General features: G+C 72.9%; 20 protein-coding genes. 11 read left to right on the top strand and 9 right to left on the bottom strand.

Annotated features, from left to right (window positions below; translation table 11 throughout):
• Positions 1–27 precede the first annotated feature (27 nt).
• Positions 28–1662, bottom strand: coding sequence for a DUF5691 domain-containing protein (locus tag AB0Q90_RS37375; RefSeq protein ID WP_363157940.1), 1635 nt, complete (start codon positions 1660–1662; stop codon positions 28–30).
• 130 nt (positions 1663–1792) lie between these two features.
• Complete coding sequence (locus AB0Q90_RS37370) at positions 1793–3151, bottom strand: SWIM zinc finger family protein (RefSeq protein ID WP_363157939.1); 1359 nt, start codon at positions 3149–3151, stop codon at positions 1793–1795.
• A gap of 133 nt (positions 3152–3284) precedes the next feature.
• Here AB0Q90_RS37370 and AB0Q90_RS37365 point away from each other — a divergent pair, with 133 nt between their 5' ends.
• The 8 genes from AB0Q90_RS37365 (at position 3285) to sucD (ending at position 14319) form a co-directional block, all read left to right on the top strand.
• Positions 3285–4415, top strand: coding sequence for an AAA family ATPase (locus AB0Q90_RS37365; RefSeq protein WP_363157938.1), 1131 nt, complete (start codon positions 3285–3287; stop codon positions 4413–4415).
• A gap of 249 nt (positions 4416–4664) precedes the next feature.
• A complete protein-coding gene (locus AB0Q90_RS37360; RefSeq protein WP_363158311.1) occupies positions 4665–7010 on the top strand; it encodes a DUF5682 family protein in 2346 nt (781 codons plus the stop codon).
• Positions 7007–7165 (top strand): hypothetical protein, encoded by a 159-nt coding sequence (locus tag AB0Q90_RS37355; protein ID WP_363157937.1) that lies wholly within the window; start codon positions 7007–7009, stop codon positions 7163–7165. The genes AB0Q90_RS37360 and AB0Q90_RS37355 overlap by 4 nt, the downstream gene beginning before the upstream one ends.
• Positions 7162–8325: a VWA domain-containing protein gene (locus tag AB0Q90_RS37350; RefSeq protein ID WP_363157936.1), complete on the top strand. Its 1164-nt coding sequence runs from the start codon at positions 7162–7164 to the stop codon at positions 8323–8325. The genes AB0Q90_RS37355 and AB0Q90_RS37350 overlap by 4 nt, the downstream gene beginning before the upstream one ends.
• A gap of 214 nt (positions 8326–8539) precedes the next feature.
• Positions 8540–9481 (top strand): hypothetical protein, encoded by a 942-nt coding sequence (locus AB0Q90_RS37345; protein ID WP_363157935.1) that lies wholly within the window; start codon positions 8540–8542, stop codon positions 9479–9481.
• A gap of 261 nt (positions 9482–9742) precedes the next feature.
• Positions 9743–11791, top strand: a complete 2049-nt coding sequence (locus AB0Q90_RS37340) for a hypothetical protein (protein ID WP_363157934.1) — start codon at positions 9743–9745, stop codon at positions 11789–11791.
• 434 nt (positions 11792–12225) lie between these two features.
• Positions 12226–13407 carry an ADP-forming succinate--CoA ligase subunit beta gene (gene sucC, locus AB0Q90_RS37335; RefSeq protein WP_363157933.1) on the top strand — a complete coding sequence of 394 codons (1182 nt, stop codon included), beginning with the start codon at positions 12226–12228 and terminating at the stop codon, positions 13405–13407.
• Positions 13408–13434: 27 nt separating this feature from the next.
• Positions 13435–14319, top strand: a complete 885-nt coding sequence (sucD, locus tag AB0Q90_RS37330; protein ID WP_363157932.1) for a succinate--CoA ligase subunit alpha — start codon at positions 13435–13437, stop codon at positions 14317–14319.
• Positions 14320–14379: 60 nt separating this feature from the next.
• Here the strand turns inward: sucD and AB0Q90_RS37325 are convergent, their stop codons facing one another.
• Positions 14380–15462 carry a helix-turn-helix domain-containing protein gene (locus AB0Q90_RS37325; RefSeq protein ID WP_363157931.1) on the bottom strand — a complete coding sequence of 361 codons (1083 nt, stop codon included), beginning with the start codon at positions 15460–15462 and terminating at the stop codon, positions 14380–14382.
• Between the two features lie 96 nt (positions 15463–15558).
• On the opposite strand from AB0Q90_RS37325, the gene AB0Q90_RS37320 reads away from it, so the two are divergent.
• A complete protein-coding gene (locus AB0Q90_RS37320) occupies positions 15559–17118 on the top strand; it encodes a DUF6350 family protein (protein ID WP_363157930.1) in 1560 nt (519 codons plus the stop codon).
• 206 nt (positions 17119–17324) lie between these two features.
• Here AB0Q90_RS37320 and AB0Q90_RS37315 read toward each other — a convergent pair whose 3' ends face one another.
• Positions 17325–18110: a hypothetical protein gene (locus AB0Q90_RS37315; protein ID WP_363157929.1), complete on the bottom strand. Its 786-nt coding sequence runs from the start codon at positions 18108–18110 to the stop codon at positions 17325–17327.
• A 290-nt stretch (positions 18111–18400) separates the two neighbouring features.
• Here AB0Q90_RS37315 and purN point away from each other — a divergent pair, with 290 nt between their 5' ends.
• Together purN and purH are read left to right on the top strand one after the other, a co-directional pair.
• Positions 18401–19018, top strand: a complete 618-nt coding sequence (purN, locus tag AB0Q90_RS37310; RefSeq protein ID WP_363157928.1) for a phosphoribosylglycinamide formyltransferase — start codon at positions 18401–18403, stop codon at positions 19016–19018.
• Complete coding sequence (gene purH / locus AB0Q90_RS37305) at positions 19015–20583, top strand: bifunctional phosphoribosylaminoimidazolecarboxamide formyltransferase/IMP cyclohydrolase (RefSeq protein WP_363157927.1); 1569 nt, start codon at positions 19015–19017, stop codon at positions 20581–20583. The genes purN and purH overlap by 4 nt, the downstream gene beginning before the upstream one ends.
• A gap of 108 nt (positions 20584–20691) precedes the next feature.
• On the opposite strand, the gene AB0Q90_RS37300 is transcribed toward purH, so the two are convergent.
• From AB0Q90_RS37300 to AB0Q90_RS37280, 5 genes are all read right to left on the bottom strand, one after another.
• Entirely contained in the window at positions 20692–21144 is a 453-nt protein-coding gene (locus tag AB0Q90_RS37300; RefSeq protein WP_363157926.1) for a hypothetical protein, read from the bottom strand.
• A 6-nt stretch (positions 21145–21150) separates the two neighbouring features.
• Positions 21151–22107 carry a hypothetical protein gene (locus tag AB0Q90_RS37295; RefSeq protein WP_363157925.1) on the bottom strand — a complete coding sequence of 319 codons (957 nt, stop codon included), beginning with the start codon at positions 22105–22107 and terminating at the stop codon, positions 21151–21153.
• 145 nt (positions 22108–22252) lie between these two features.
• Complete coding sequence (locus AB0Q90_RS37290; protein ID WP_363157924.1) at positions 22253–24271, bottom strand: protein kinase; 2019 nt, start codon at positions 24269–24271, stop codon at positions 22253–22255.
• A 206-nt stretch (positions 24272–24477) separates the two neighbouring features.
• On the bottom strand, positions 24478–24909 hold the full coding sequence (locus AB0Q90_RS37285; protein WP_363157923.1) for an ATP-binding protein: 432 nt from the start codon (positions 24907–24909) through the stop codon (positions 24478–24480).
• Positions 24906–25115, bottom strand: coding sequence for a hypothetical protein (locus AB0Q90_RS37280; RefSeq protein WP_363157921.1), 210 nt, complete (start codon positions 25113–25115; stop codon positions 24906–24908). The genes AB0Q90_RS37285 and AB0Q90_RS37280 overlap by 4 nt, the downstream gene beginning before the upstream one ends.
• Positions 25116–25119: the final 4 nt, after the last annotated feature.

Genomic DNA, 25119 nt, shown 5'->3' with positions numbered 1-25119 from the left:
CGGCCTCGTCCTCAAACGCCGGACGGGCTAGTCGGTGCCGGCCGGGGCTGACAGCTCCTCGGTCATCGTCGCGCGCAGCCGCAACGTCGTGACCAGGCGCTGGAAGGCCTCCGCCCAATACCCTCCGGCCCCCGGCGAGCCGTCCTCCGGTTCGTCCGGTACGGCCAGCAGGCCGTCGAAGCGGCCCGCCTCGGCCGGGTCCAGGCAGCGTTCGGCCAGGCCCATCACTCCGCTGAAACTCCATGGGTAACTCCCCGCGTCTCGGGCGATGTTCAGCGCGTCGACGACCGCTCGGCCGAGCGGCGCGGCCCACGGCACGGCGCATACGCCCAGCAGCTGGAACGCCTCGGACAGGCCGTGCGCCGCGATGAAACCGGCCACCCACTCCGCCCGTTCGGCGGCGCCCAGTGTGCCGAGCAGCTTGGCGCGTTCGGCCAGGGACACGGCCCCCGGCCCGCCGGCCTCGGGCGCCGACGGCGCCCCCAGCAGCGCCCGTGACCATGCGGCGTCCCGCTGCCGTACGGCCGCCCGGCACCACGCCGCGTGCAACTCGGCCTGCCAGTCGTCCGCCACCGGCAGGGCCACGATCTCGGCGGGGGTACGACCGCCGAGCCGCCCGGACCAGGTGCCGAGCGGCGCCGCCTCCACCAACTGTCCCAACCACCACGACCGTTCCCCGCGTCCCGCCGGAGCCTTGGGTACGACACCGTCGCGCTCCATGCTCGGGTCGCACTCGTGCGGCGCCTCGACCGTGATCGTCGGCGTGGCCGCCGTGCGGTCGACGGCCACGCACGCCGCAGCCCTGACCGCCATCCGCGCGGCGAGGGCCGAGTCGGGCAGCGCGGACAGCAACTCCGCGGCCGTGGCCCGCACATTGCGGCTGCGGTCGGCCAGCGCCTGCTCCAGGAACGGCTCGTCCGTCGGGCCCAGGCCCGTCCGCAGCGAGTCGAGGAACATCAGACGGTCCTCGGCCCGCTCCGTCGCCCATGTGGTCGTGAGCAGCTCACGCGCGGCGGCGGGCTCGCGGGCCCGTATCGCGGCGAGCAGGGCGACCCGCTCGGCGAACAGGCCCTCCTGCCACAGCTGTTGGATCTTCTCCGTCTCCTCGGGGCGCGGCACCGCCGTGCCGCCACCCGGGGTCGCGCGCAGGGCGAACCGCCAGTCCGGGTTCAGCCGCGCGAGCCACACCGCGCGCGGGCCCGCGAACCTCAGCGCGGCGGGTCGCAGGTCCGTGCGCCCGCGCGCCGCGTCCAGCAGCGCGGGCAGCATCTGCGACGGCGCCGCGTAACCGCGGGCGTTCGCGGCCGAGAGCCACTGCGGCAGCAGCTCCATCAGGTCCGGCGCCGTGCCTCTGCGCCCGCCGCCCGTCGCGCCCGCACGGTCGGCCAGCAGCAGCGCGAGCCTGCGAACCGCCGCCGCGGGCAGCGCCGGACGAGAATCCTCGGGAGCCGGCTCGGGGCGGGCCACCGCCTGCGCCGGACGCAGTCCCGCCCGCCGCCGTACGGTCTCCAGCGCGGCCGCGTCCAGCAGCGCCACCGGCGCCTCCCGGGCCGGGCCGGCGCCCGGCGGGGTGCGCCGGTCGGTGCCGAGCAGCGCCGTGGTGACGAGCTCCTCCCAGGCGCCCTGCGCGGACGGGGCCGCGGGAGCGGAATTCCTGTTCATGAGGTTCCCTTCCGTGGGGTGCCGGGGAGTGGTTGAACGCTCATCCGTGCCGGGTGCCCCTCGGTGCGTGACACCTGCACGGGGGAGGCGATGCTGGTGCGGGCGGGAGTCGTTGACGTGGTGCGAGGGCTCAGCACAGCGGCACCGCCTCGCCCGCTCCCCGCGGCCAGGCCGTCAGCGGGGTGAAGCCGCGGTGGCCGCACTCGCCGAAGACCTTGACGGGCGCGCCGCCGGACAGCGCGACCAGACGCCACAGGCCGGGGCGGGCCACTGCGGTGGGCGTCAGCGGCAGGGCCGTGTCCGCATCCGCGTCCGCCAGCTGCCAGCCGTCGCCGTCCGGGGCCGGTATCACCCGGTCCAGGGTCACCGGGACCGACTCCAGCCAGGGATCGTCCCGCAGCGCCTCGCCGTAGCGGGCGGCCGCCTGGGCCGTCGTCACCCCCGGCGGACGCATCGCCGCCGGTACGGGCGCGGCGAACCGCTCGCCCAGGGACACCCTCGGCTGCCCGGCCCCCGGATAGGCGGACACCTCCGCCTCCAGCACCAGCCCCACCGGCAGCGTCAGCTCCGGGGCGCGGCCGGCGGCCCCGTAAGAGAGGAGCAGCGCGGTACGGGCGGAGTCGGCGCCGTACAGCCAGATCCGGCGGGTCGTCAGACGGGCGTCGGCCGTGTCGTACTGGGCGAGGACGAGCCAGCGGTCACGGACCGCCGGGCCGTCCGCCGCGGCGGGCAGCCCGACACGGGCACGGACCGTCGCCGCCAGCTCCCGCGGCAGCCGCTCGCGGCGCAGCCAGCCCCGGTCGAGAAGATGCAGCAGCGCGCACTCCTCCAGCAGACGCACCGGCCAGTCCGGACCGGACGACGGGATCGCCCCCAACTCCCGTACGCGCGCCGCCAGTCCCGGGGCCTGCGCGTCGACCATGCGGGCCGCCGTCTCCTCCCACAGCCCGTACCCCGCCTGCTCCGCGCCCGCCAGCCCGCCGCGCAGCAGATCCGCCAGCCGCTGCTCAAGCTCCGTCGCCCCCGCGGTGACCAGCGCGGCCCGGCGCTCCGCCCTGCGCCGCGCCGCCTCCGGATCACGCGACCCGGACGAGGCACCGGACGCCCCCGCCTCCGTCCGCTTCTCCTCGGCCCGCTTCCGTCTGCCCTCCAGCCACTGCTCCGCCCAGTCCGGTGGCTGCCCCGGCGCTACCGCTCCGTCCCCGCCCGCCCAGAGCAGCAGCAGCCCGAGGGCGTGCTTGCACGGAAACTTCCGGCTCGGACAACTGCACTTGTACGCGGGACCGGCCGCGTCCGTGATGTCCACGATCGTCTGATACGGCTTGCTGCCACTGCCCTTGCACAGCCCCCACACCGTCCCCTCGTCGGAACTCCCCGCCTCGGACCACGGCCCGGCCGCACCGAGTTTGCTGCCCGCTTTGCGTGACGCGGCGTCAGGCGCCAGTGCCAGCACCTGGTCCGCGCTCCAGCGCACCCCCTGCTGAGTCATGACATCGAAGGTAGATCCCACCACTGACAATCGGCTCCGCGAGCACGTTTGCGCAGGTCGGAGTGAATTGTCAGTGGCGTGGTGCACGGTTGTTCCCAGAGACCGACCGGCCCGGCTGGAGGGGGACTTTGCCATGTCTGTGTCCGTAGAACCGACGTCTGTGCAGATGCAGGACCAGGAGCCGACCGAGGCGTTGCGACCGCACGCCGAGGACGCCTTCGCCCATGAACTCACCGTGCTGGCCGCGCAGGACGACCGCCCGCGCCCGGCCCGCTGGAAGCTGTCGCCGTGGGCCGTCGCGACCTACCTGCTCGGCGGCACACTGCCGGACGGCACGGTCATCACGCCGAAGTACGTGGGCCCGCGCCGCATCGTCGAGGTCGCCGTCACCACGCTCGCCACCGACCGCGCCCTGCTCCTGCTCGGCGTGCCCGGCACCGCCAAGACGTGGGTGTCCGAGCACCTGGCCGCGGCCGTCAGCGGCGACTCCACCCTGCTCGTGCAGGGCACCGCCGGCACCCCGGAGGAGGCCATCCGCTACGGCTGGAACTACGCGCAGCTGCTCGCGCACGGCCCGAGCCGCGACGCCCTGGTGCCCAGCCCCGTCATGCGGGCCATGGCCGAGGGCATGACGGCGCGGGTGGAGGAGCTGACCCGTATCCCGGCCGACGTACAGGACACGCTCATCACGATCCTGTCGGAGAAGACGCTGCCGATACCGGAACTGGGCCAGGAGGTGCAGGCGGTCCGCGGCTTCAACCTGATCGCCACGGCCAACGACCGTGACCGCGGCGTCAACGACCTGTCCAGCGCCCTGCGCCGCCGCTTCAACACGGTGGTGCTGCCGCTGCCGGAGAGCGTCGACGCCGAGGTCGACATCGTCTCCCGGCGCGTCGACCAGATCGGCCGCTCCCTCGACCTGCCGGCCGTGCCCGACGGTGTCTCCGAGATCCGCCGGGTCGTGACCGTCTTCCGCGAACTGCGCGACGGGATCACCTCCGACGGCCGTACGAAGGTGAAGTCGCCGAGCGGCACGCTGTCCACGGCGGAGGCCATCTCCGTCGTCACCAACGGCCTCGCCCTCGCCGCCCACTTCGGCGACGGGGTGCTGCGGCCGGGCGACGTCGCCGCGGGCATCCTCGGCGCCGTCGTCCGCGACCCGGCAGCCGACCGGGTCGTCTGGCAGGAGTACCTGGAGGCGGTCGTCCGCGAGCGCGACGGCTGGAAGGACTTCTACCGCGCCTGCCGGGAGGTGAGCGCATGACCGTGACCGGAGAAGCGCCGCTGAACGCCGACGACACGAGGTGGCCACGGAGGCGCGCGGCCAGGGCCGTCGCAGGAAAGAGGTTGCTGCGGGTCGGTGGCGATGACACGAGGTGGCCGTGGTGGCGAGGGGGGCGGTGTGGGGACGGGGATTGAGCGTGGTGGCGGGGCGTGTGCCGGAGGTGGGGCGGTGCGGGTCGGTGGCGAGGGGGACGGTGTGGGGACGGGAGTTGAGGGTGGTGGTGGCGGGGTGCGTGCCGGGGGCGGGTCGGTGTTGCTCGGTGTGCGGCACCATGGGCCGGGGTCGGCTCGGGCCGTTCGGGCGGCGTTGGACGTGGCCCGGCCGGCGGTGGTGCTGATCGAGGGGCCGCCGGAGGCGGACCCGCTGATCGCGCTGGCCGCGGACGAGGACATGCGCCCGCCGGTCGCGCTGCTCGCCCACGCGGTGGACGAGCCCGGCCGGTCGGCGTTCTGGCCGCTGGCGGAGTTCTCCCCCGAGTGGGTCGCGATCCGCTGGGCCCTGGAGCACGGGGTCCCGGCCCGGTTCATCGACCTTCCGGCCACGCACACGCTGGCGTGGGAGAAGGCGGACCGGCCTGCCGACGAGCCGGACGGCGAGGCCTCGGCCGAGGTCGACGTGCGGGTCGATCCGCTCGCCGTGCTCGCCGACGCCGCCGGCTACGACGATCCCGAGCGGTGGTGGGAGGACGTCGTCGAGCATCGAGGGGTGGGCGAGGGGGACGCGCTCGCGCCGTTCGCGGTGATCGAGGAGGCCATGGGGGCGCTGCGGGAGACCTACGGCAGCGGGGGACACGAGCGGGACCTCGTGCGGGAGGCGTACATGCGGCTCCAGATGCGCGCCGCGCAGAAGGAGTTCGGGGACGCGGTGGCCGTCGTCTGCGGGGCGTGGCACGTGCCCGCGCTGCGGGAGCGGACGACCGTCGCCGCCGACCGGGCCCGGCTGAAGGGGCTGCCCAAGGTCAAGGCCGACATGACGTGGGTGCCGTGGACGTATCGCAGGCTCTCGCGGGTCAGTGGCTACGGCGCGGGCATCGACTCGCCGGGGTGGTACGGGCATCTGTTCAGCGCCCCGGACCGGCCCGTCGAGCGGTGGCTGACCAAGGTGGCGGGGCTGCTGCGGGCCGAGGACCGGATCGTGTCCTCCGCGCACGTCATCGAGGCGGTGCGGCTGGCCGAGACGCTCGCCGCGATGCGGGGACGTCCGCTGCCCGGTCTGGGCGAGACGACCGACGCCGTGCGGGCGGTGATGTGCGACGGCTCGGACGTGCCGCTGGCCTTGGTGCACGACCGGCTGGTCGTCGGCGACCTGCTGGGGGAGGTGCCGCAGGACGCGCCGGCGGTGCCGTTGCAGCGGGACCTCGACCGGACCCAGCGCCGGCTGCGGCTCAGGCCGGAGGCGCTGGAGCGCGAGCTGGAGCTCGACCTGCGCAAGGAGACCGACGCCGAGCGCAGCCGGCTGCTGCACCGCCTGCGCCTGCTCGGAGTCGCCTGGGGAGAACCGGTCGCCTCGCGGGGGAGCACGGGGACGTTCCGGGAGACCTGGCGGCTGCGCTGGGAGCCGGAGCTGTCCGTACGGGTCGCCGAGGCCGGGGTGTGGGGGACGACCGTACGGGCCGCGGCGAGCGCCAAGGCCGAGGCGGACGCCGTCTCCGCGCCGGGCCTCGCCGACGTCACCGCCCTCGCCGAGCGGTGCCTGCTGGCCGAACTGCCGGACGCGCTGCCCACGGTGATGCGGATCCTCGCCGACCGGGCCGCGCTCGACACGGACGTCGGCCACCTCGCCCAGGCGCTGCCGGCGCTGGTCCGCTCCCTGCGCTACGGAGACGTGCGCGGCACGGACACGGGAGCGCTCGCGGAGGTCGCCGCGGGCCTCGCCGAGCGGGTCTTCGTCGGCCTGCCCCCGGCCTGCGCCGCGCTCGACGCGGACGCCGCCGAGGAGATGCGCCGCCATGTCGACGCGGTGCACGGCGCGGTGGGCCTGCTCGGCGACGCACCCGCACCGGGCCACGGGCAACTGCGCGACCGCTGGCGGGCGGTGCTCGGGGTGCTGTCCGCGCGGGACACCGTCCCCGGGGTGATCCGCGGGCGGGCCGTGCGGCTGCTGCTGGACGAAGGGGAGTTGGCGCAGGACGAGGCGGCGCGGCTCATGGGGCTCGTGCTGTCACCGGGAACGCCGCCGGGGGACGCGGCCGCGTGGATCGAGGGCTTCGTCGGCGGCGGATCGGGCGGCGGGATGCTGCTCGTGCACGACGAGCGACTGCTCGGCCTGGTCGACGCCTGGCTGACCGGCGTACCGGCGGAGGCGTTCACGGATGTGCTGCCGCTGCTGCGGCGGACCTTCTCGGCATACGAACCGGGCGTGCGGCGGACCTTGGGCGAACTGGTCCGGCGGGGCCCGGGGGCACGGGGGAACAGCGGGACCGGCGGGCGTGGCATACCCGGCTTCGCCGCCGAGCCCGACGACGAACGGGCGGATGCGGTGCTGCCGGTGGTGCGGATGCTGCTGGGGCTGGGCGAAGCGGACTTGGACGCGGACATGGACGCCGACAACGACTTGGCGGGGGTGGGGCGATGACGACCGAAGGACTCAGGGAGCCGGGGGAGAAGGCGCAGGAGGCGGAAGCGATGGGGCGCGGCCAGGGCCACGGGCTCCGGGCGGACGGCCGGCTGACGACGACCGTGCCGGTGATGCCGCTGTGGGAGCGGCTCGGGGGAGGGGTGCGCGGATGACGACGGAGCTGACGGACCCGGGGCAGGAGCGGCTGCGCCGCTGGCGGCTCGTGCTCGGCGGTGACACGGCCGACGGCACCGGATGCGCACTGTCCGGGCAGGACGCGGCGATGGACGGAGCGCTCGCCGCGCTCTACGGCAAGGGGGACAAGGGACAGGCGGGGCGGGACCGTTCGGCGGGGCTCGGGGCGTCGGCGCCGTCGGTCGCGCGCTGGCTCGGCGACATCCGGACCTACTTCCCCTCCTCCGTCGTCCAGGTCATGCAGCGCGACGCCATCGACCGGCTCGGGCTGTCCACGCTGCTGCTGGAACCGGAGATGCTGGAGGCGGTCGAGGCCGACGTGCACCTCGTCGGCACACTCCTCTCCCTGAACAAGGCGATGCCGGAGACGACGAAGGAGACCGCACGAGCTGTCGTGCGCAAGGTCGTCGAGGACCTGGAGAAGCGGCTCGCCACCCGCACCCGCGCCACGCTCACCGGCGCCCTCGACCGCAGCGCGCGGATCAGCCGGCCGCGCCACCACGACATCGACTGGAACCGCACGATCGCGGCCAACCTCAAGCACTATCTGCCGGAGTACCGGACGATCGTGCCCGAGCGGCTCATCGGCTACGGGCGCGCCTCCCAGTCGGTGAAGAAGGAAGTCGTCCTCTGTATCGACCAGTCGGGGTCGATGGCGGCGTCCGTGGTGTACGCGTCCGTGTTCGGGGCGGTGTTGGCGTCCATGCGGTCGATCAGTACGCGGCTGGTCGTCTTCGACACGGCCGTCGTCGACCTCACCGACCAGCTCGACGATCCCGTGGACGTGCTGTTCGGCACGCAGTTGGGCGGCGGTACGGACATCAACCGGGCGCTCGCGTACTGCCAGTCGCAGATCAGCCGGCCCGCAGAGACCGTGGTCGTGCTCATCAGCGACCTCTACGAAGGGGGCATCCGCGACGAGATGCTGAAGCGGGTGGCGGCCATGAAGGCGTCGGGGGTGCAGTTCGTGGCGCTGCTCGCGCTGTCGGACGAGGGGGCGCCCGCCTACGACCGGGAGCATGCGGCCGCGCTCGCGGCGCTGGGCGCACCGGCGTTCGCGTGCACGCCCGACCTCTTCCCCGAGGTGATGGCGGCGGCGATCGAGAAGCGGCCGATTCCGATACCCGAGAGCGTGTGAGGGCCGGCTCGGACGGGCTGCCGGTGACCGCCTCCGACAGCGACTTGTCGACCCATTGACACCGGGTTCGGTCGGCAAAACGGACATGCGTACCCATGGGTAACGGGGGGCTTGCGCAACCGCGGGCGGGCCGTGCGAGGATCGACGCCGCATCAGCGGTACGCCGCGCTCCACTCGTTGTTCGATTCCGCCGTACGAGAGGAATCTTCCCCTCTTGACCTGGCCAGCTGCCCTGCCCGGTGCCGCCGCGCGCGTCCTGCGTGCGGCGGGCGGGCGGCGTGCGCTGCAGCTGGCGCTGCTGGTCGGCGGGTTGTTCGCGCTCGGCATCCTCTGCGGCCAGCAGGCTCGGGCGGCGGACGACGTTCCTGTGGCGGTCGAGCAGGTGGTCGACGGTTTGGCGAGCACCGCGGAGGAGTCAACAGCGCCCGCAGAGCCCACGGCTCCTGCAGCGCCCACGGCACCCGCACCGGACGCCGACACCGACACCGACACCGACACCGACAGTCCTTCCTCCGAGAAGGACGTTCTCCGTCCCGTCACCGACCACGTCGTCCCCGCCGTGAACGACCGCGTCGTGCGGCCGGTCGGCCGGGTTGTGGAATCGGTGACCGACGGGCTGGCCGAGGCGCAGGAGAAGCTGCCACCGCTGTCCTCGCTGCCACCCCTGTCCTCGTTGCCCGTCCTGCCGACGCTCCCCGAGTCGCCCACGTGGCCCGAACTCCCGGGCCTGCCCGCGTCGCCGGGGCAGATTCTGCCCGCGCCGGTCGCCGCGGCCCCGCAGCCGGGACCCGCGCCGCTCTCGCCGAACGGCGGGGACGACGCCGGGCGTTCCACGGCGGCGGCGCCGACTGCCCCGTACGGACCGAGGTTTGTCGCGGCCCGTACTGCGGCCGTGCCCCGGGACTCGGTGCACACGGCCGGTCAGCGGATCGTGTCCGTCGGGCACGCCCCTGTGCGCCAGGCGCCGGCCGGTGATCCGGGGGGCGCGCTGGGCCACCGTTCGGCGGCCGACAGTGGCACGCCGAGGAACGGCGACGCGCATGCCGTCGCCCTGAACGACCGGGTGCCGCTGCGGCTGCTGCCCGGCGCCGCCGTACGCGTCGGCGCGGACGACGTCCGGGACGCGTACCGGGACATTCCCGTATCTCCCGCATAGGGCAGGCCTTTCCCGCGCCGTGGACCTGCCGCGCGGGGGCGGAACAGGTCTGCCCGCCCGTCCGGACCCCCCTTCCCGACTTCCCGGACGGAAGCCGCCGGAGCCGTGTCCGAGTCCGCCGGTCCCCACTCCCCGGACCGCGCACGGAACCAGGCACCGGAATGTCCCCACGTCCCGTCGTACGAGGCCGAGCCCAGGCCGGGTCAAGGCCCGGGCGCCATGCCTCCGACGTCTCGGAATCCCTAAGGATCTGACGCACGTATGAACAAGAACATCCGCCGTTCCATCGTCATAGCCGCCGGTGTCACCGGCGCGTGGGCGCTTGGTTCCACCGCCGCCAGTGCGGACGAGCTTCCCTCCTCCACCCTCTCCGTCCCGGACGCGACCGCCGATGCGACCGACGCCGTCGACACGGTCGGTGACACCGTCGACGGGCTCGTCTCCGGTGTGGAGGACACCGTCGCCGGAGTGACCGAAGGCGTCGGCGAGACCGTCGCCGGCGCCACCGACAAGACCGCTCCGGTCGACAGCACCGCCGACCAGGCCCGCCGTTACGTCGACGCCGAGGTGACCGTTCCGGCCGCCGGGAAGGCCGCCAAGGTGAAGAACGGCGCCGCGCAGCTCAGCCACGGCGCGAAGGCGGCCCGCGCGGACAAGGCCGCCCAGCAGGCCGGCAGCGCGGCCGGGGCCGCCGTCGCGGACGCGGCGAGCCTGCCGCGGGAGCTGCCGGAGACGCCGGACACCCCCGACGCCATCGACTACCTCTTCGGTCCCCTCGCCGCCTTCGCTCCCGAGCTGGAGCACGCCCTCGCCGCCGCGCAGACCAAGATCCAGGGCACCCGGGCGGCCGCCCACGCCCAGGCGCAGGGCGTCGAGGGCGTCGTACGGACCAAGGCGCAGCAGACCGCGGCCGCCGCGGGCCGCACCGCCGGAGCCGCCACCGCTGCCGCGCAGGCCACGGCCGCCGGCGCCCAGGGCCGCGCCTCCGCAGCCGCGGCCACGGCCGGAGCCGAGGCCGACACCGTCGGGACGGCCGCCGAGGCGAGCGTCTCCGCCGTCCCCAGCCACGTCACCGGCACGGCCACCGGCGTCCAGCAGAAGGTCGTCGGCACGGTCAGCGCCGTCCCCGGCACGGTCACCGGCATCCACCAGGAAGCCCTCGACACAGCCAATGGCGCTCAAGCCGCAGCCCTCGCCACCGTCACCCCCGTAGCCCACGAGACCACCGCCGCAGCCGTCCCGCCCGTTGTCACGGCGGCCGTGAACGGGGTGCTCCCCACCGCCGGTCACGCCGTTCACGGAGTCGTCCCGGTTGCCGAGGAGGCCGTCGGCGGGGTCGGGCCCGCCGCGGCCCATGTGGTGGACGGGGCGCTGCCCACGGCCGGCTACGCGGTGCGGGGCGTCCAGCCGGTGGCCGGTCACGCGGTCGACGGGGTGCTCCCCGTGGCGCACGGCGTGCAGCCGATCGCCGAGCACGCCGCGTACGGCGCCGGTGTGGCCGCCGGACACGCTGTCGACGCCGCGACCGCGCTGGCGTACGGCCTCGTCGCCGACGTCCGGCCGGTCGTGACCGGAGCGGTCGCGGACGTACAGCCGGTCGTCATTGACGTGCGGAACCTGGCGGCCGGAGCCGTCGCCGACGTACAGCCGGTCCCCGGCGGTGTGGCCGCCGGTGCGCAGTACCTCGCCGCCGGAGCCGTGGCCGACGTGCAGCACCTCGCTGCCGGGGCCGTCTCCGGTGTGCAGCCGGTCGTGCACGGCGCCGTCGCGGACGTACCGCCGTACGCCACCGGCCTGGTCGGCCAGGTCGCCGCGGACGCCCAGGGCGCGGTGCTGCCGCCCGTCGCGCACACCGCGGTGCAGGGTGTCGTGCCGGTCGCGGAGCAGGCCGTGGCGGACGCGGGGGCGCTGGCGTACGGCGTCGCGGGCGATGTGCGGCCGTTCGCCGGCGGTGTCGTCGGCGAGGTCGACCCGTTCGCGCACGGTGTGGCCGGTCAGGCGGCGCCCTTCGCGGAGGGCGTCGTGGGCCAGGTGCCGCCGTTCGCCCAGGGCGTCGCCCAGCCCGTGGTGGACCTCGTGCAGCCGGTCGCGCAGAGCGCCGGGACGCTGGCGTACGGCGTCACGGGCGACGTGCGGCCGTTCGCCGAGGGTCTCGTCGGCGAGGTCGACCCGTTCGCGCACGGTGTCGCCCGTCAGACCGCGCCCGTCGCCGAGAACCTGAACGGCGCCACCCCGCTGGCCGGCAACGCCGTGACCGGCGTCCAGGGCGTCGCCGGATCGGTCACCCCGGGTTACGTGCACCACCTCTGACCCCGACTCCGTGAGGCACCGGAACCCGGACGGCCGAAAGCCGTCGGTCCGCTCGGCCGGGCCCTCACGGACGGGCCGGGCGGTCCCCATTGGGGTGGGGACCGCCAGGCCGAAGCCCCAGGGGCGTCCCGTTCGTGCCCCTAAGGGCTGTTCAGGGGGCCTCACCGGGTCAACCCCAGCCCGGTGAGGCCCTTCGCAATTGCTCACACCAGGCACGGCGTGCCGGTGAGCGCGGCATCATGTGACAGGTATCACCGCTCACGTGTGAGATGCGATTTAGAGAGCCCCGCCCGGCGGCGATAACCTGCGAGACGGACATGCCGCGCGCTCGGACACCGTGTGCGCCTCCCTTGTGACAGCGGACGTCACGTTGCCCTTCGCGGCACGCCCACGCATCCAACGAACCGCGAGATCACTGATAGGGACGGAAGCGCGTGGACCTGTTCGAGTACCAGGCGAGGGACCTCTTCGCCAAGCACGATGTACCGGTGCTGGCCGGTGAAGTCATCGACACGCCTGAGGCGGCCCGCGCAGCCACCGAGCGTCTCGGTGGCAAGTCTGTCGTCAAGGCCCAGGTGAAGGTCGGCGGCCGCGGCAAGGCCGGTGGCGTCAAGCTCGCCGCGACCGCGGACGAGGCCGTCGCCCGGGCGACCGACATCCTCGGCATGGACATCAAGGGCCACACGGTCCACAAGGTGATGATCGCCGAGACGGCCCCGGAGATCCTGGAGGAGTACTACGTCTCCTTCCTCCTGGACCGTGCCAACCGCACCTTCCTCTCCATCGCCTCCGTCGAGGGCGGCATGGAGATCGAGGAGGTGGCGGCCACCCGTCCGGAGGCCGTCGCCAAGACGCCGATCGACGCGATCGACGGCGTGACCGAGGAGAAGGCCCGCGAGATCGTCGCGGCCGCGAAGTTCCCGGCCGAGGTCGCCGACAAGGTCGCGAACGTCCTCGTCAAGCTGTGGGACACCTTCATCAAGGAGGACGCCCTCCTGGTCGAGGTCAACCCGCTGGCGAAGGTCGCCTCCGGCGAGGTCATCGCCCTCGACGGCAAGGTGTCGCTCGACGACAACGCCGAGTTCCGTCACCCCGACTTTGAGGAGCTCCACGACAAGGCCGCGGCCAACCCGCTTGAGGCCGCCGCCAAGGAGAAGAACCTCAACTACGTCAAGCTCGACGGCGAGGTCGGCATCATCGGCAACGGCGCGGGTCTCGTCATGAGCACCCTGGACGTCGTCGCGTACGCCGGTGAGAACCACGGCAACGTCAAGCCGGCCAACTTCCTGGACATCGGCGGTGGCGCCTCCGCCCAGGTCATGGCCAACGGCCTGGAGATCATCCTCGGCGACCCGGACGTCAAGTCCGTCTTCGTCAACGTCTTCGGTGGCATCACCGCCTGTGACGAGGTCGCCAACGGCATCGTCCAGGCGCTGAAGCTCCTGGAAGACCGCGGCGAGGAGGTCACCAAGCCGCTCGTCGTCCGTCTCGACGGCAACAACGCCGAGCTCGGCCGACAGATCCTCACCGACGCCAACCACCCGCTGGTCCAGCGCGTCGACACCATGGACGGCGCGGCCGACAAGGCCGCCGAGCTGGCCCACGCCGCCAAGTAAGCACTCAGGACGAGGACAGAACACACCATGGCTATCTGGCTCAACAAGGACAGCAAGGTCATCGTCCAGGGCATGACCGGCGCCACCGGCATGAAGCACACCAAGCTCATGCTGGGTGACGGCACCGAGGTCGTGGGCGGCGTGAACCCGCGCAAGGCGGGCACCACCGTGGACTTCGACGGCACCGAGGTACCGGTCTTCGGCACCGTCAAGGAGGCCATCGAGAAGACCGGCGCCAACGTCTCCGTCATCTTCGTGCCGGAGAAGTTCACCAAGGACGCGGTCGTCGAGGCGATCGACGCCGAGATCCCGCTGGCCGTCGTGATCACCGAGGGCATCGCCGTGCACGACTCGGCGTCGTTCTGGGCGTACGCCGGCAAGAAGGGCAACAAGACCCGGATCATCGGCCCGAACTGCCCCGGCATCATCACCCCGGGTCAGTCGAACGTCGGCATCATCCCGGGCGACATCACCAAGCCGGGCCGCATCGGCCTGGTCTCGAAGTCCGGCACGCTGACGTACCAGATGATGTACGAGCTGCGTGACATCGGCTTCTCGACGGCCGTCGGCATCGGTGGTGACCCGATCATCGGCACCACGCACATCGACGCGCTCGCCGCGTTCGAGGCCGACCCCGACACCGACCTGATCGTCATGATCGGCGAGATCGGTGGCGACGCCGAGGAGCGGGCCGCGGACTTCATCGCGAAGAACGTGACCAAGCCGGTCGTCGGCTATGTCGCGGGCTTCACCGCGCCCGAGGGCAAGACCATGGGCCACGCCGGCGCCATCGTCTCCGGTTCGTCCGGCACCGCCCAGGCGAAGAAGGAGGCCCTGGAGGCCGCCGGCGTCAAGGTCGGCAAGACGCCGACCGAGACGGCGAAGCTGGCGCGCGAGATCCTCAGCGCCTGAGCCTCACAGTTCGCAGGCCGGTGGGCCCGTTCCCCTCAGGGGGGCGGGCCCACCGCCGTTTCACCTCGCTGACGGCACCAGCCGCTCCGGCCCGCTCGCCGTCTCCTCCCGCAGCTTCGCGCGCAGCTCCTGCTCCGCCTGCGACAACGGCCCCGGCGCCACCCTCGGCGGCACGCCCTGGACCGTCGCCCCCGGCGCCACCGGCGGCTCGTACTGGGTCGGGGCCGTACGCACGGTGAGTGCCGTCGTACCGATCAGGGCGACGGTGAACGCGATGGCGGCACGCGTCCAGAACCGGGCCCGGCGCTCGCTGCCCGTCCGTACCGTCGGCGGCTTGGCGGCCCGCAGCCGCTCCGTGGCGGCGGCCTCGGCCAGCCGCCGGTGGAGTTCGCCCGGGTCGGCCAGCTCCGGCAGCCGCGCGGCAACGGCCTCGCGCGCGTGCAGCAGCCGCCGCGCCGCGGCCGGCGTGCTCGCCTCGGTCTCCGCCGCCGTGTCCGGCAGATCGAGGCCGACCCCGTCGTACAGCACGAGCGTGCGGCGGTGCGGTGCCGGCAGCGTCAGGAGTACGTCGATCAGGGCGCGGGCGGCGGCGTCGGCGGGCGGCGGTTCGGGGTGCCGGTAGCGGGGGCGTAGCCGGTGCCAGGGGGAGAGCGCGTACTCGTACGCCGTCGCCCGCACCCAGCCGGCCGGGTCCCGGTCGACGGCCACCTCGGGCCAGCGCTGCCAGGCCAGTTGGAAGGCCCGCTCCACGGATTCGCGCGCGAGCTCGCGCCGCCCGGTCAGGAGGTAGGTCTGGCGGACGAGGGCGGGCGCGCAGAAGGCGTAGAGGGCGTCGAAGGCCTGAGCGGGGGTCAGGGGGACGGGGGGTGCGTCCGGTTGGGGTTCGGGTTCGCGTGGTTCCGGGTGTACGGGGGTTTCGGCGGCCTGACCGTCCTGCTGACGGGTGGTCAGCTCGTCGAGGAGTTGCGCGTACGCCTCCCGTTTCCGGCCGCGTGGAGTCGTGCGGCCGGCCTCCCAGGCGCGCACGGTTTCGCGGGCGACGCCGATCCGCGCCGCGACCTGAGCCTGCGTCAACGAGTGGGCCTCGCGCAGGCGTCGGCGTTCCTTGGGCGGAGGGAGCGGGGTGGCAGGGCTCTGCGTCACAGCGCGCCCCTCCGTACGGAAAAGTACATAAACGTATATTGAGCGACACAGCGGAGGTTCGCCTGTTACGACGGGAAAGCGCGTGTCGTTGGGAGCATGGCGGGCGTGATCCAGATGACCGTTCGCCGATCGCCGTTGTCGTCCCTGCTCACCCGGTTGCGCGACCGATCGCCCGGACTGGCCGCCGGCCTCCTGGGCGGTGTGGTGGCGGCGGGGCTCGGGCTGGGGTCGTTCGCCGTGCTGGTGATGGTGCTGTGGATCAGTTCGCCGTATCCGGACAGCGGGCCCGGGGGTGCGCTGCATGTCGCGGCGGCGCTGTGGCTGCTGGCCCACGGGGCCGAGCTCGTGCGCACCGACACGCTGTCCGGGGTGCCCGCGCCGGTGGGTGTGACTCCGTTGCTGCTGCTTGTGCTGCCGGTGTGGCTGGTGCATCGGGCTGCGCGGGATGCGGTGGAGGGGGACGGGGACGGTGATGACGGGAGTGGTGCTTCTGTCTGCGGCCGCGCTGTGTGGGCCGGGGTCGTGCTCGGCTATCTCGTGGTCGGGGCGGGGGCCGCGGTGTATGCCGCGGGGGGTGCGTTGCGGCCCTCGTGGGTGTCCACGGGGATCTGTGTGCCGTTGGTCGTCGTGGTGGCCGCCGGGGCTGGGGTGTGGACGGCGTACGGGCGGCCGCGGGAAGTGATCGACGAGGTGGTGATCCTGCTGCCGGCGGGTGTGCGGCGGATGGTGCTCGGGAGTGCGGCGCGGGCCCGTCTCGGTGCTGCGGCGCGGGCGGCCGGGGCGGGGGTGGCGGTGCTGGTCGGGGGCGGGGCGCTGTTGCTGGGGGCGTCGCTGGTGTGGCACGGGGGTGCGGTGCGGGCGTCGTTCCTTCAGCTGACGGAGTCCGCTTCGGGGCGGTGTGCGGTGCTGCTGCTGTGTCTGGCGCTGGTGCCGAACGCGGCGGTGTGGGCGGGGGCGTATTCGCTCGGGCCGGGGTTTGCGCTCGGGGCCGGACAGGTGGTGGGGCCGCTGGGGGCTTCGCCGGCGCCGCTGTTGCCGCCGTTTCCGTTGTTGGAGGCGGTGCCGGGGGAGGGGGGCGGGGGGTTGTCGAGCTGGGCTGCCGGGGTGGTGCCGGTGGTGGCCGGGGTGACGGTGGGGTGGTTTGTGGCGGGGGCGGCGGGTGTGGGGCGTGACGGTGGGGCGGGCGATGGTGGGGATGGTGGTGAGGTGTGGTCGCGGGGGCGGACCGCGGGGGTTGCGGGGGTGGCGGTGTGTGGGTGTGCGGGGGTGATGGCGGGACTGGCCGCGATGGCGGGTGGGGCGTTGGGGGTGGGGGCGCTGGCCGGGTTCGGGCCGGTGTGGTGGCAGGTGGGGGTGGCGGTGTTGGTGTGGGGGGTGGTGGTGGCGGTTCCTGTGGCGGTGGGGGTGCGGGCGTGGCGGGGGCGGGGTGTGAAGCGGGTGTCGTCGTCTTCCGGTGGGCGGAGGGGAGGGGCTGGGGGCGACGAAGATCTTTCGGTCTACGGTGGGAGTGGTGACGACGGGGCGTTCGAGCCGTACGACTTTCTGCCGGCCGAGTCCGTGGGGTCCCCGTGGGAGGGGGACGATGCGGCGCGGTCGGTCCGGTGGGCGGCGCTGCGGGAGGCGTCTGGGCGGGGGGACACGCCGGAGGCGTCCTGAGCGGGTTGGGGGGCCTGGATGTTTTTCGCCCCCGCCGCCCCTACCCATTCCCGTCACCAGGGGCTCCGCCCCTTCGACCCCGCCAGGGGGCTCCGCCCCCTGAACCCCACCAGGGGCTCCGCCCCCTGAACCCCCGCGGGGCTTCGCCCCTGCACCCCGTCGGCCTGAACGGCCTCGTCCTCAAACGCCGGACGGGCTGGAAGTACTCAGCCGTTCGTCCCCAGTACTCCCCGCAGCTCCTCTGGCAGGAGGTCGTTGCAGGACTTCTTGGCCTCGTTCGTCAGGGCGTCGGAGGTGCAGGTGTAGTAGTCGCTGTAGACGAGCTTGGCGGCGAAGCCGGCTGCTACCAGGGCGATGGCGAGGGAGGCGGTGACCAGGCCGCTGATGGCGGCGGTGGTCTGGGGGCGGCCGGTTGTGGTGGGGGCCGGGGTGTCGGGGTCGGGGGTGCGGGGCTTGGCGCGGAGGGCGCTGATGCCCCAGTACAGGGCCAGGGCGCCGAGCAGCAGGGCGACGTAGGGCCAGGCGAACAGGGCGAAGAAGAAGGCCCACATTCCGCAGAGGAGGGCGTAGCGCGCGCGGCGCTGGGCGGGGTCCGTCGGGTCCCAGCGCATGCCTGTGCCGGGGCCGCCGCCCTGGCCCTCGGGGCCGGGGCCCTGCGCGCCCGGGCGGTCGCCGAAGTTGCCGGAGGAGCGGCCGGGCTGGCGGTCGCTCCACTGGCTGCCCCAGGGGGAGGTCCGCTCGTCCTCGCCGTCGCCGTTGCTGTCGCCGCCGTTCTTCGGGCGTCGCGGCTGCCACGGGCGGTCCGGGGTGCCCTCCGGCGGCGGGGCGAAGGGGTTGTCGTCCTTGGGTGCGCCGGTGCCGTCCGCGTTGTTCCCGCCCGACGGCGCGTCCGGCGGTGAGGCGGGCCGCTCGCGCAGCAGCACGCCATGGCGCTGCCCTCCCTGCACCGGCTGCGGGGGGAGCGTGAGGAGTCGCAGGCTGCGGTCCGGCATCAAGTGAGCGTCTTCCCCTATAAGTGACTGGTGTTTTCGTCTGACTTTTGCGTCTGACTTTTACGTCTGGACCAGGTCCGTCATCTTCTGAACGACCCTTGCACGAACGACGTTCCCGACCTGGCTCATCCCAGACGCTACCTTCCGGCCACGCCCCCGTCCCGTGGGGGCCGCCCGGTGTGCCGGTATCGTTGCTGACGGTCGACCGCTTCGTAGGCTTCCCCGTATCCGGGGGCCCGAAGCATTTGTACGACCATACAAAGACGCACCCCCGAGAAAGGCCCCCTGCTGTGGCTGCGAAGCGCCTCGTCGTGCTGGTCTCCGGATCCGGCACCAACCTCCAGGCGCTGCTCGACGCCATCGAGACCGCCGGCACCGAGGCCTACGGAGCCGAGATCGTGGCCGTGGGCGCCGACCGCGAGGGCATCGAGGGGCTCGCCCGTGCCGAGCGTGCCGGGATCCCCACCTTCGTGCGGAAGGTCAAGGAGTACGACAGCCGGGAGGAGTGGGATGCCGCCCTGGCCGAGGCCGTGGCCTCCTACGAGCCCGACCTCGTCGTCTCCGCGGGGTTCATGAAGATCGTGGGGAAGGAGTTCCTCGCGCGCTTCGGCGGGCGGTTCGTGAACACGCACCCCGCGCTCCTGCCCAGTTTTCCCGGCGCCCACGGCGTCCGCGACGCGCTCGCGTACGGCGCCAGGGTCACCGGCTGCACCGTCCACTTCGTCGACGACGGCGTCGACACCGGGCCGATCATCGCTCAGGGCGTGGTGGAGGTCCGGGACGAGGACGACGAGAGCGCTCTGCACGAGCGCATCAAGGAAGTCGAGCGAAGGCTGCTCGTCGATGTCGTGGGGCGGCTCGCCCGCAACGGCTATCGCATTGAGGGACGAAAGGTAGTTATCCAGTGACCGCCGAGAGCAACGCCAAGCGGGCCATTCGCCGTGCGCTTGTCAGCGTCTATGACAAGACCGGACTCGAAGAGCTCGCGCGCGGGCTGCACGAGGCCGGCGTCGAGCTGGTGTCGACCGGCTCCACGGCCTCCCGTATCGCCGCCGCCGGCGTCCCCGTCACCAAGGTCGAGGAGCTCACGGGCTTCCCCGAGTGCCTGGACGGCCGCGTCAAGACGCTGCACCCCAAGGTCCACGCCGGCATCCTCGCCGACCTGCGGCTCGACAGCCACCGGCAGCAGCTCGACGAGCTGGGCGTGGCGCCGTTCGACCTCGTCGTGGTGAACCTCTACCCGTTCCGCGAGACCGTCGCCTCCGGCGCCTCGCCCGACGAGTGCGTCGAGCAGATCGACATCGGCGGGCCGTCCATGGTCCGCGCCGCCGCGAAGAACCACCCGTCCGTCGCCGTGGTCACCAGCCCGGCCCGGTACGCCGACGTCCTTGCCGCGGTGAAGGACGGCGGCTTCGACCTCGCCGCCCGCAAGCGGCTGGCGGCGGAGGCCTTCCAGCACACCGCCTCGTACGACGTGGCCGTCGCCTCCTGGTTCGCGAGCGAGTACGCGCCCGTCGACGAGTCGCAGTTCCCCGCCTTCCTCGGCGCCACCTGGGAGCGCAAGAACACCCTCCGCTACGGCGAGAACCCGCACCAGCCCGCGGCGCTCTACGTCGACGGCACGGGCGGCGGCCTGGCCGAGGCCGAGCAGCTGCACGGCAAGGAGATGTCGTACAACAACTACACGGACACGGACGCCGCGCGCCGTGCCGCGTACGACCACGCCGAGCCCTGTGTCGCGATCATCAAGCACGCCAACCCGTGCGGTATCGCCGTCGGTGCGGACGTCGCCGAGGCGCACCGCAAGGCGCACGCCTGTGACCCGCTGTCCGCGTTCGGCGGTGTCATCGCCGTGAACCGCCCGGTCAGCAAGGAGATGGCGGAGCAGGTCGCCGAGATCTTCACCGAGGTCATCGTCGCGCCGGACTACGAGGAGGGGGCCCTGGAGGCCCTCGCCAAGAAGAAGAACATCCGCGTGCTCAAGGCCCCGGACGGCCCGTCGAACCCCGTCGAGGTCAAGCCCGTCGACGGCGGTGTGCTGCTCCAGGTCACCGACCGCCTGCAGGCCGATGGCGACGACTCGGCGAACTGGACCCTCGCGACCGGTGAGGCGCTCTCCGCGGAGGAGCTCGCCGAGCTCTCCTTCGCCTGGAAGGCCTGCCGCGCGGTGAAGTCCAACGCCATCCTGCTCGCCAAGGACGGCGCCTCGGTCGGCGTCGGCATGGGCCAGGTCAACCGCGTGGACTCCGCGAAGCTGGCCGTCGAGCGGGCGGGCGCCGAGCGCGCGCAGGGGGCGTACGCCGCCTCCGACGCGTTCTTCCCCTTCCCGGACGGGCTGGAGATCCTCACCGCGGCCGGCGTCAAGGCGGTCGTCCAGCCCGGCGGTTCGGTCCGTGACGAGCTGGTCGTCGAGGCCGCGAAGAAGGCGGGCGTGACGATGTACTTCACGGGCACGCGGCACTTCTTCCACTGATGTGCGACACGGGTGCCCCCGAATCGGGGGCACCCGTTCTCGTTGGGGCGGTCAGCCGCAACGTGCTGTTGCGCTCACGACAGTTGACTGACGTGTGGTCAGGCCGAGTCAGGAGTCCAGGAACTTGGCGCAGGCTCCGTCCCACACCCATTGATGCGAACTGATGTTGAGGAGCGCCCGGTGGCCGTTGTTGAACGTCCACCCGTTCAGGGTGTCCATGTAGTACTCGGACTTCTTGATGCAGATGTGGCCACCACCGTAGTGAGCATTCTCATAGAGTTTTACTGACATGCCGGATGTGCCCTTGTGCAGGACCGAGGCGGCTTGGTCGCCGGAGCCGGCCGTGAAGCTGTCGTTTCCGTTGTTCCAGTCCTCGTCGTCGCCCGCGTCGGAGCCGAGGGTGTAGTAGCAGTGGTCGTAGGCGTAGGCATAGAAGTAGCCCGACTTCGCTGAGTTCCACGCGTTGTCGCAGGCTGTGGACGCCTGAGCGCTGCTCGTGGGGACGATCACCCCCAGTGTCGCGAGACCGAGGGTGGCTGCTGCGGCCAGGGTTTTGCGCATGCTGTGTCACTCCTTGTGTTCGGTGATGGTGTGCTTGGTGTGCTTCGGCGAGCCGGTGATCTCCTCGGCTCTGGCCAGTGCCGCAAGGCTCATGCGCTCGTAGTCGGCGACGTCCTCGCCGTACTGCTGGAGGACGGGGGCGCGGTATTCGTCCTCCAGGGCGTGCGCGGTGTCGCTCAGGGGTGTCGTCGTGGCACACCTGGCCTCGGCCGTCGCCAGCTCCACTTCGACGGCGTACGCCTTGTCGGTGCTCAGCCCCTTGGTGATCTCCGGCAGTTTCCGGCGGATCTCCGACGGCTCCGCGTAGGAGTGCCCCGACTTGCGCATGCAGGCCGACCACTCTGTGACCGCGTTCCCGAAGCGCTCGTCCTTGAGCAGGTCCGACACGTACAGGGGCGTGAGGTTCGTGGCGGTCTTCTCCGCTTGGAACCAGGCCTCGAAGTCTCCGTAGAGCCGTTCCTTGGCCTTGGCCTGGCACCCCTCGCGAGGGGTCTGGACGGCGCCGCCTCCGGGCAGTTCCGCCGTCAGCATGCCGCTCGTCGGGCCGCCTTCGAGTGTCTTGCCGTACCGGACACGCTTGTCTTGCGGCAATGCGTTCACGTACGCGTGATTGGGGTCGTCGCGCTGGGACTCCTGAAGCTTCTGCTGGAGCCGGCTGCCGTATCCGTGCCTCTTCGCCCAGCCCGGGTCGGTCAGCACAAAGCCGCCGCCCTTGAGTTCGTCGACCGTCGGCAGTGGACCCACCCAGTACTTGAATCCCGCGTCCTGCATGCACTCCTTGACGAGCGTCTGTTCGGCGCGCTGAACCAGGATCTGCTCGGCGTCGGTCAGCTCGCGGGTCTCTCCGGAGTCCGAGCTCGCGGAGCTGACCGACGGACCGGCGGAGGCCGCCGCGGTGCAGCCCGTGACCACCGCGCCGAGCACCAGTGCCGCCGCGCACCTCATGGCGCGAGTACGCCCCATCGTCCTGCACCCCGTTTCCTGCCGCCGTCCCCCGTGTCGGCGCGGCGGTGACCACTCTGGAGGCGGAGACCGAGGCGCGGTACCTGAAAAGTTTCAGGGTGACTTCGGGAGCAGAAGGGAGCCCCGGCCCGGCGGGCGTGTGGGGTCAGGTCGAACTACGCAGCGCCGCCCAGGTGTTGGGGCCCACCTGGCCGTCCACCTCAAGACCCTTGGCAGTCTGGAACTGCTTGACCGCGGTCTCGGTGTCCCGGCCGAACTCGCCGTCCACGCCCGCGCTGCCGACGCTGTAGCCGCGCTTGGTGAGCATGCACTGCACCTGCACGACGCGCTGGCCGGTGTCGCCGTAGTCGGTCTGTTCCGTGCCGGAGTAGTAGGTGCAGTCGGAGATCCAGGCGGGGGTGGTCGGGGCCGTCGCGGTCTTGGTGACGGTGGTGGTCGGGGTGGGCGAGGTGTTCGTCTCGCTTCCGCCGCTGTCGTGGGTGGCGGTCGCGGAGGGGGCGGTGCCGGGCTCGCCGTCGCTCGTCCCGCCGTCGGTGCCGGTCTCCTCGTCCGGCTGCTTTTCCTCGCCTCCCTTGTCCTCCTTCTTGCCCTTCTCCTTGCCGGAGGGCGAGGCGGAGGTGCTGGGCAGCCGTGACGCCGCGGTGTCGTCCGCGGGGTCGTCGCCGGAGGCCGTCGGGGAGGTGGCCGCCGTCGCCTCGGGGGTCGACGGGCGGGTGAGCAGGAAGGCGCCGACGGCCACGGCGCATACGGCGATGGCTGCGACGACGGCGAGGTAGGGCTTGCGTCGTCGTGAACGCCGTGCGCCGTTCTCGCGGGTTCCGGAGTCCCCGGCAGCGGCGGCCGAGGCCAGTGGGGGCGTGCCGTACTGCCCCTGAGGCGAGGGTGCGGCCACACCGTACGCGCCCGGAGGCGTCCCCGGGCTGCCGTACTGGCCGGGTGGGTTGGACGGGTCGCCGTACTGGCCGGGTGGGGTGGACGGTCCGCCGTACTGGCTGGGTGGGGTGGACGGTCCGCCGTACTGGCCCGGTGGCGTGGACGGTCCGCCGTACTGGCCCGGTGGGGTGGACGGAGTGCCGTACGCCCCCAGTGGTGTCGGCGGGCCGAAGGCCGGGCCGGGGGTGGGGGAGGCCACGCGTTCCGTGGGGGCGCGGAAGTGGCCGGTCTGGTGGGCCGAGGCGCGTTCCAGGACCGCGCAGGCCTGCTGCCGGGCGAGCAACTGGCTGCCCAGGGGCTCCTGCCAGGGGGAGGCGGGGCCGTGCCCGGCAGTCGCGGCGGACTCGGTCAGCTGTCGCGGGGTGGGCCGCGCGGCCGGGTCCTTGGCGAGGCAGGCCGCCAGGAGGGTGGCCAACGAAGGCTCCACGACCGCGAGTTCGGCCATCACCTCCGGCTTGGGTTCCTCGAAGGCGACCCGGTGCATGACGTCGACGCCCGTTCCGTCGCCGAAGGGGGCGTGGCCGGTGGCGGCGTAGATGAGGGTGCCCGCGAGGGAGAAGACGTCGGAGGCGCCGTCGCAGCGGCCCTCGCGCAGATACTCCGGGGACATGAAGGCGGGCGTGCCGACCCGGGAGCCGGTGGTGGTGATCGCGCTGGCGTCCGCGGCCTGCGAGATGCCGAAGTCGATGACGTGCACGCCGCGCGTGGACAGGATCACGTTGGACGGCTTGAGATCGCGGTGTACGACGCCGGCGGCGGCCAGCGCCGACAGGGCCTGCCCGAGTTCGCCGACCAGCCGCCACATGCCGGTCGGCCGCAGGCGCCCGCAGTCGCGGACGGCGTCGGCGAGGTTGAGGCCGGGCAGGTACTCGGTGGCCATCCACAGCAGCGACTCGTCGAACCCGGTGCCGAGCAGCCGCGGCGCGTGCGGGGTGCTGACCCGGGCCTGCACGGCGGCCTCCCGCTCGAACCGCCGCCGGAACTCGGGGTCGTCGGCGTACTCGGGCCGGATCACCTTCACGGCGGCGAGCCCCGGGCTGTCGTCGGCGGGACGCGCCAGGTAGACGTGTCCCATGCCGCCGCTGCCGAGCTTCCCGAGCGGTACGTACGGGCCTATTCGCCCGGGATCCGTCGCGTCCAGCGGGGTCGCGCCCGTCTGCTGGAGGGCGACCGCACCGGTCGCGGGATCGTACGGCGACAGCGGCATGGGCCGATGGCGCTGGTCTGACATGGGTCCCCCGATTGAACTTTCTGGCACAACACGCTCTGGTTCATGGCTGGTTGACGGGAGGCTACCGGCCCGGGAGACGTACGGGACGACCGCGGTGGGCGTCGGGACACGACGCCCACCGCGGCCGCGGAACGGGAGAGAGCGCGCACCCCTGTTCCGCGGTCTCCGCCGTCAGCCGTGCCGACTCCCCCTGAGACGGCACGGGTTCATGATTGCGGGGCGACAGGACCGGCGGTACCTGAAAAGTTCCAGGGTCGCCCCGTGGGCGGGGGGAGTTCGCACCACACGGTCTTGCCCGCGGGCGTCAGCCACACGCCCCAGCGCCGTGTCACCGCGTCGAGCAGCAGCAGGCCCCGTCCCGTCTCGTCGTCCGCGTCGGGCCGGCGCAGGATGAGCCAGGCGTGCGGGTCGGGGTCGGTGACCTCCAGGCGGATGTGACCGTCGGGCGTGCGGGCGAGGCGCAGGGTCACCGCCGTGCCCTCTCCGAGGTGCCGGATCACGTTGGTCAGCAACTCGCTTACGCAGAGCTGGACTTCGGGGCAGGGGGCACCCAGGTGCTCACGGACCGCCCGGCGGGCCTCCGGTACGGCCTTGGGTACGGCGAGGAGGTCCAGCGACAGCGGATTCAGCGAATTCATGCACCGGCCGCCTTGCGCAGGGCGGCGGTCAGGGCGCGGGCGGTGGCGTGGTTGCAGTTGCCGAGCGCGATGAGGGGCGGTGTGGGGAGCGCGCTCGCGTAGGTCGGCAGGTCGATGCCGAGGGAGGGGAGCGTGATGCCGTTGGCTTCCAGGGCGGTGCGGAGTTGTTCCAGGCAGGCCTGGGTGTCCTGGTTGTGGGGGTGCATGGCC

The sequence above is a fragment of the Streptomyces sp. NPDC079141 genome, assembly GCF_040686775.1.
GTDB lineage: Bacteria > Actinomycetota > Actinomycetes > Streptomycetales > Streptomycetaceae > Streptomyces.
The sequence above is the reverse complement of the archived record's forward strand: the minus strand, read 5'-3'. Positions and strand labels throughout refer to the sequence as shown.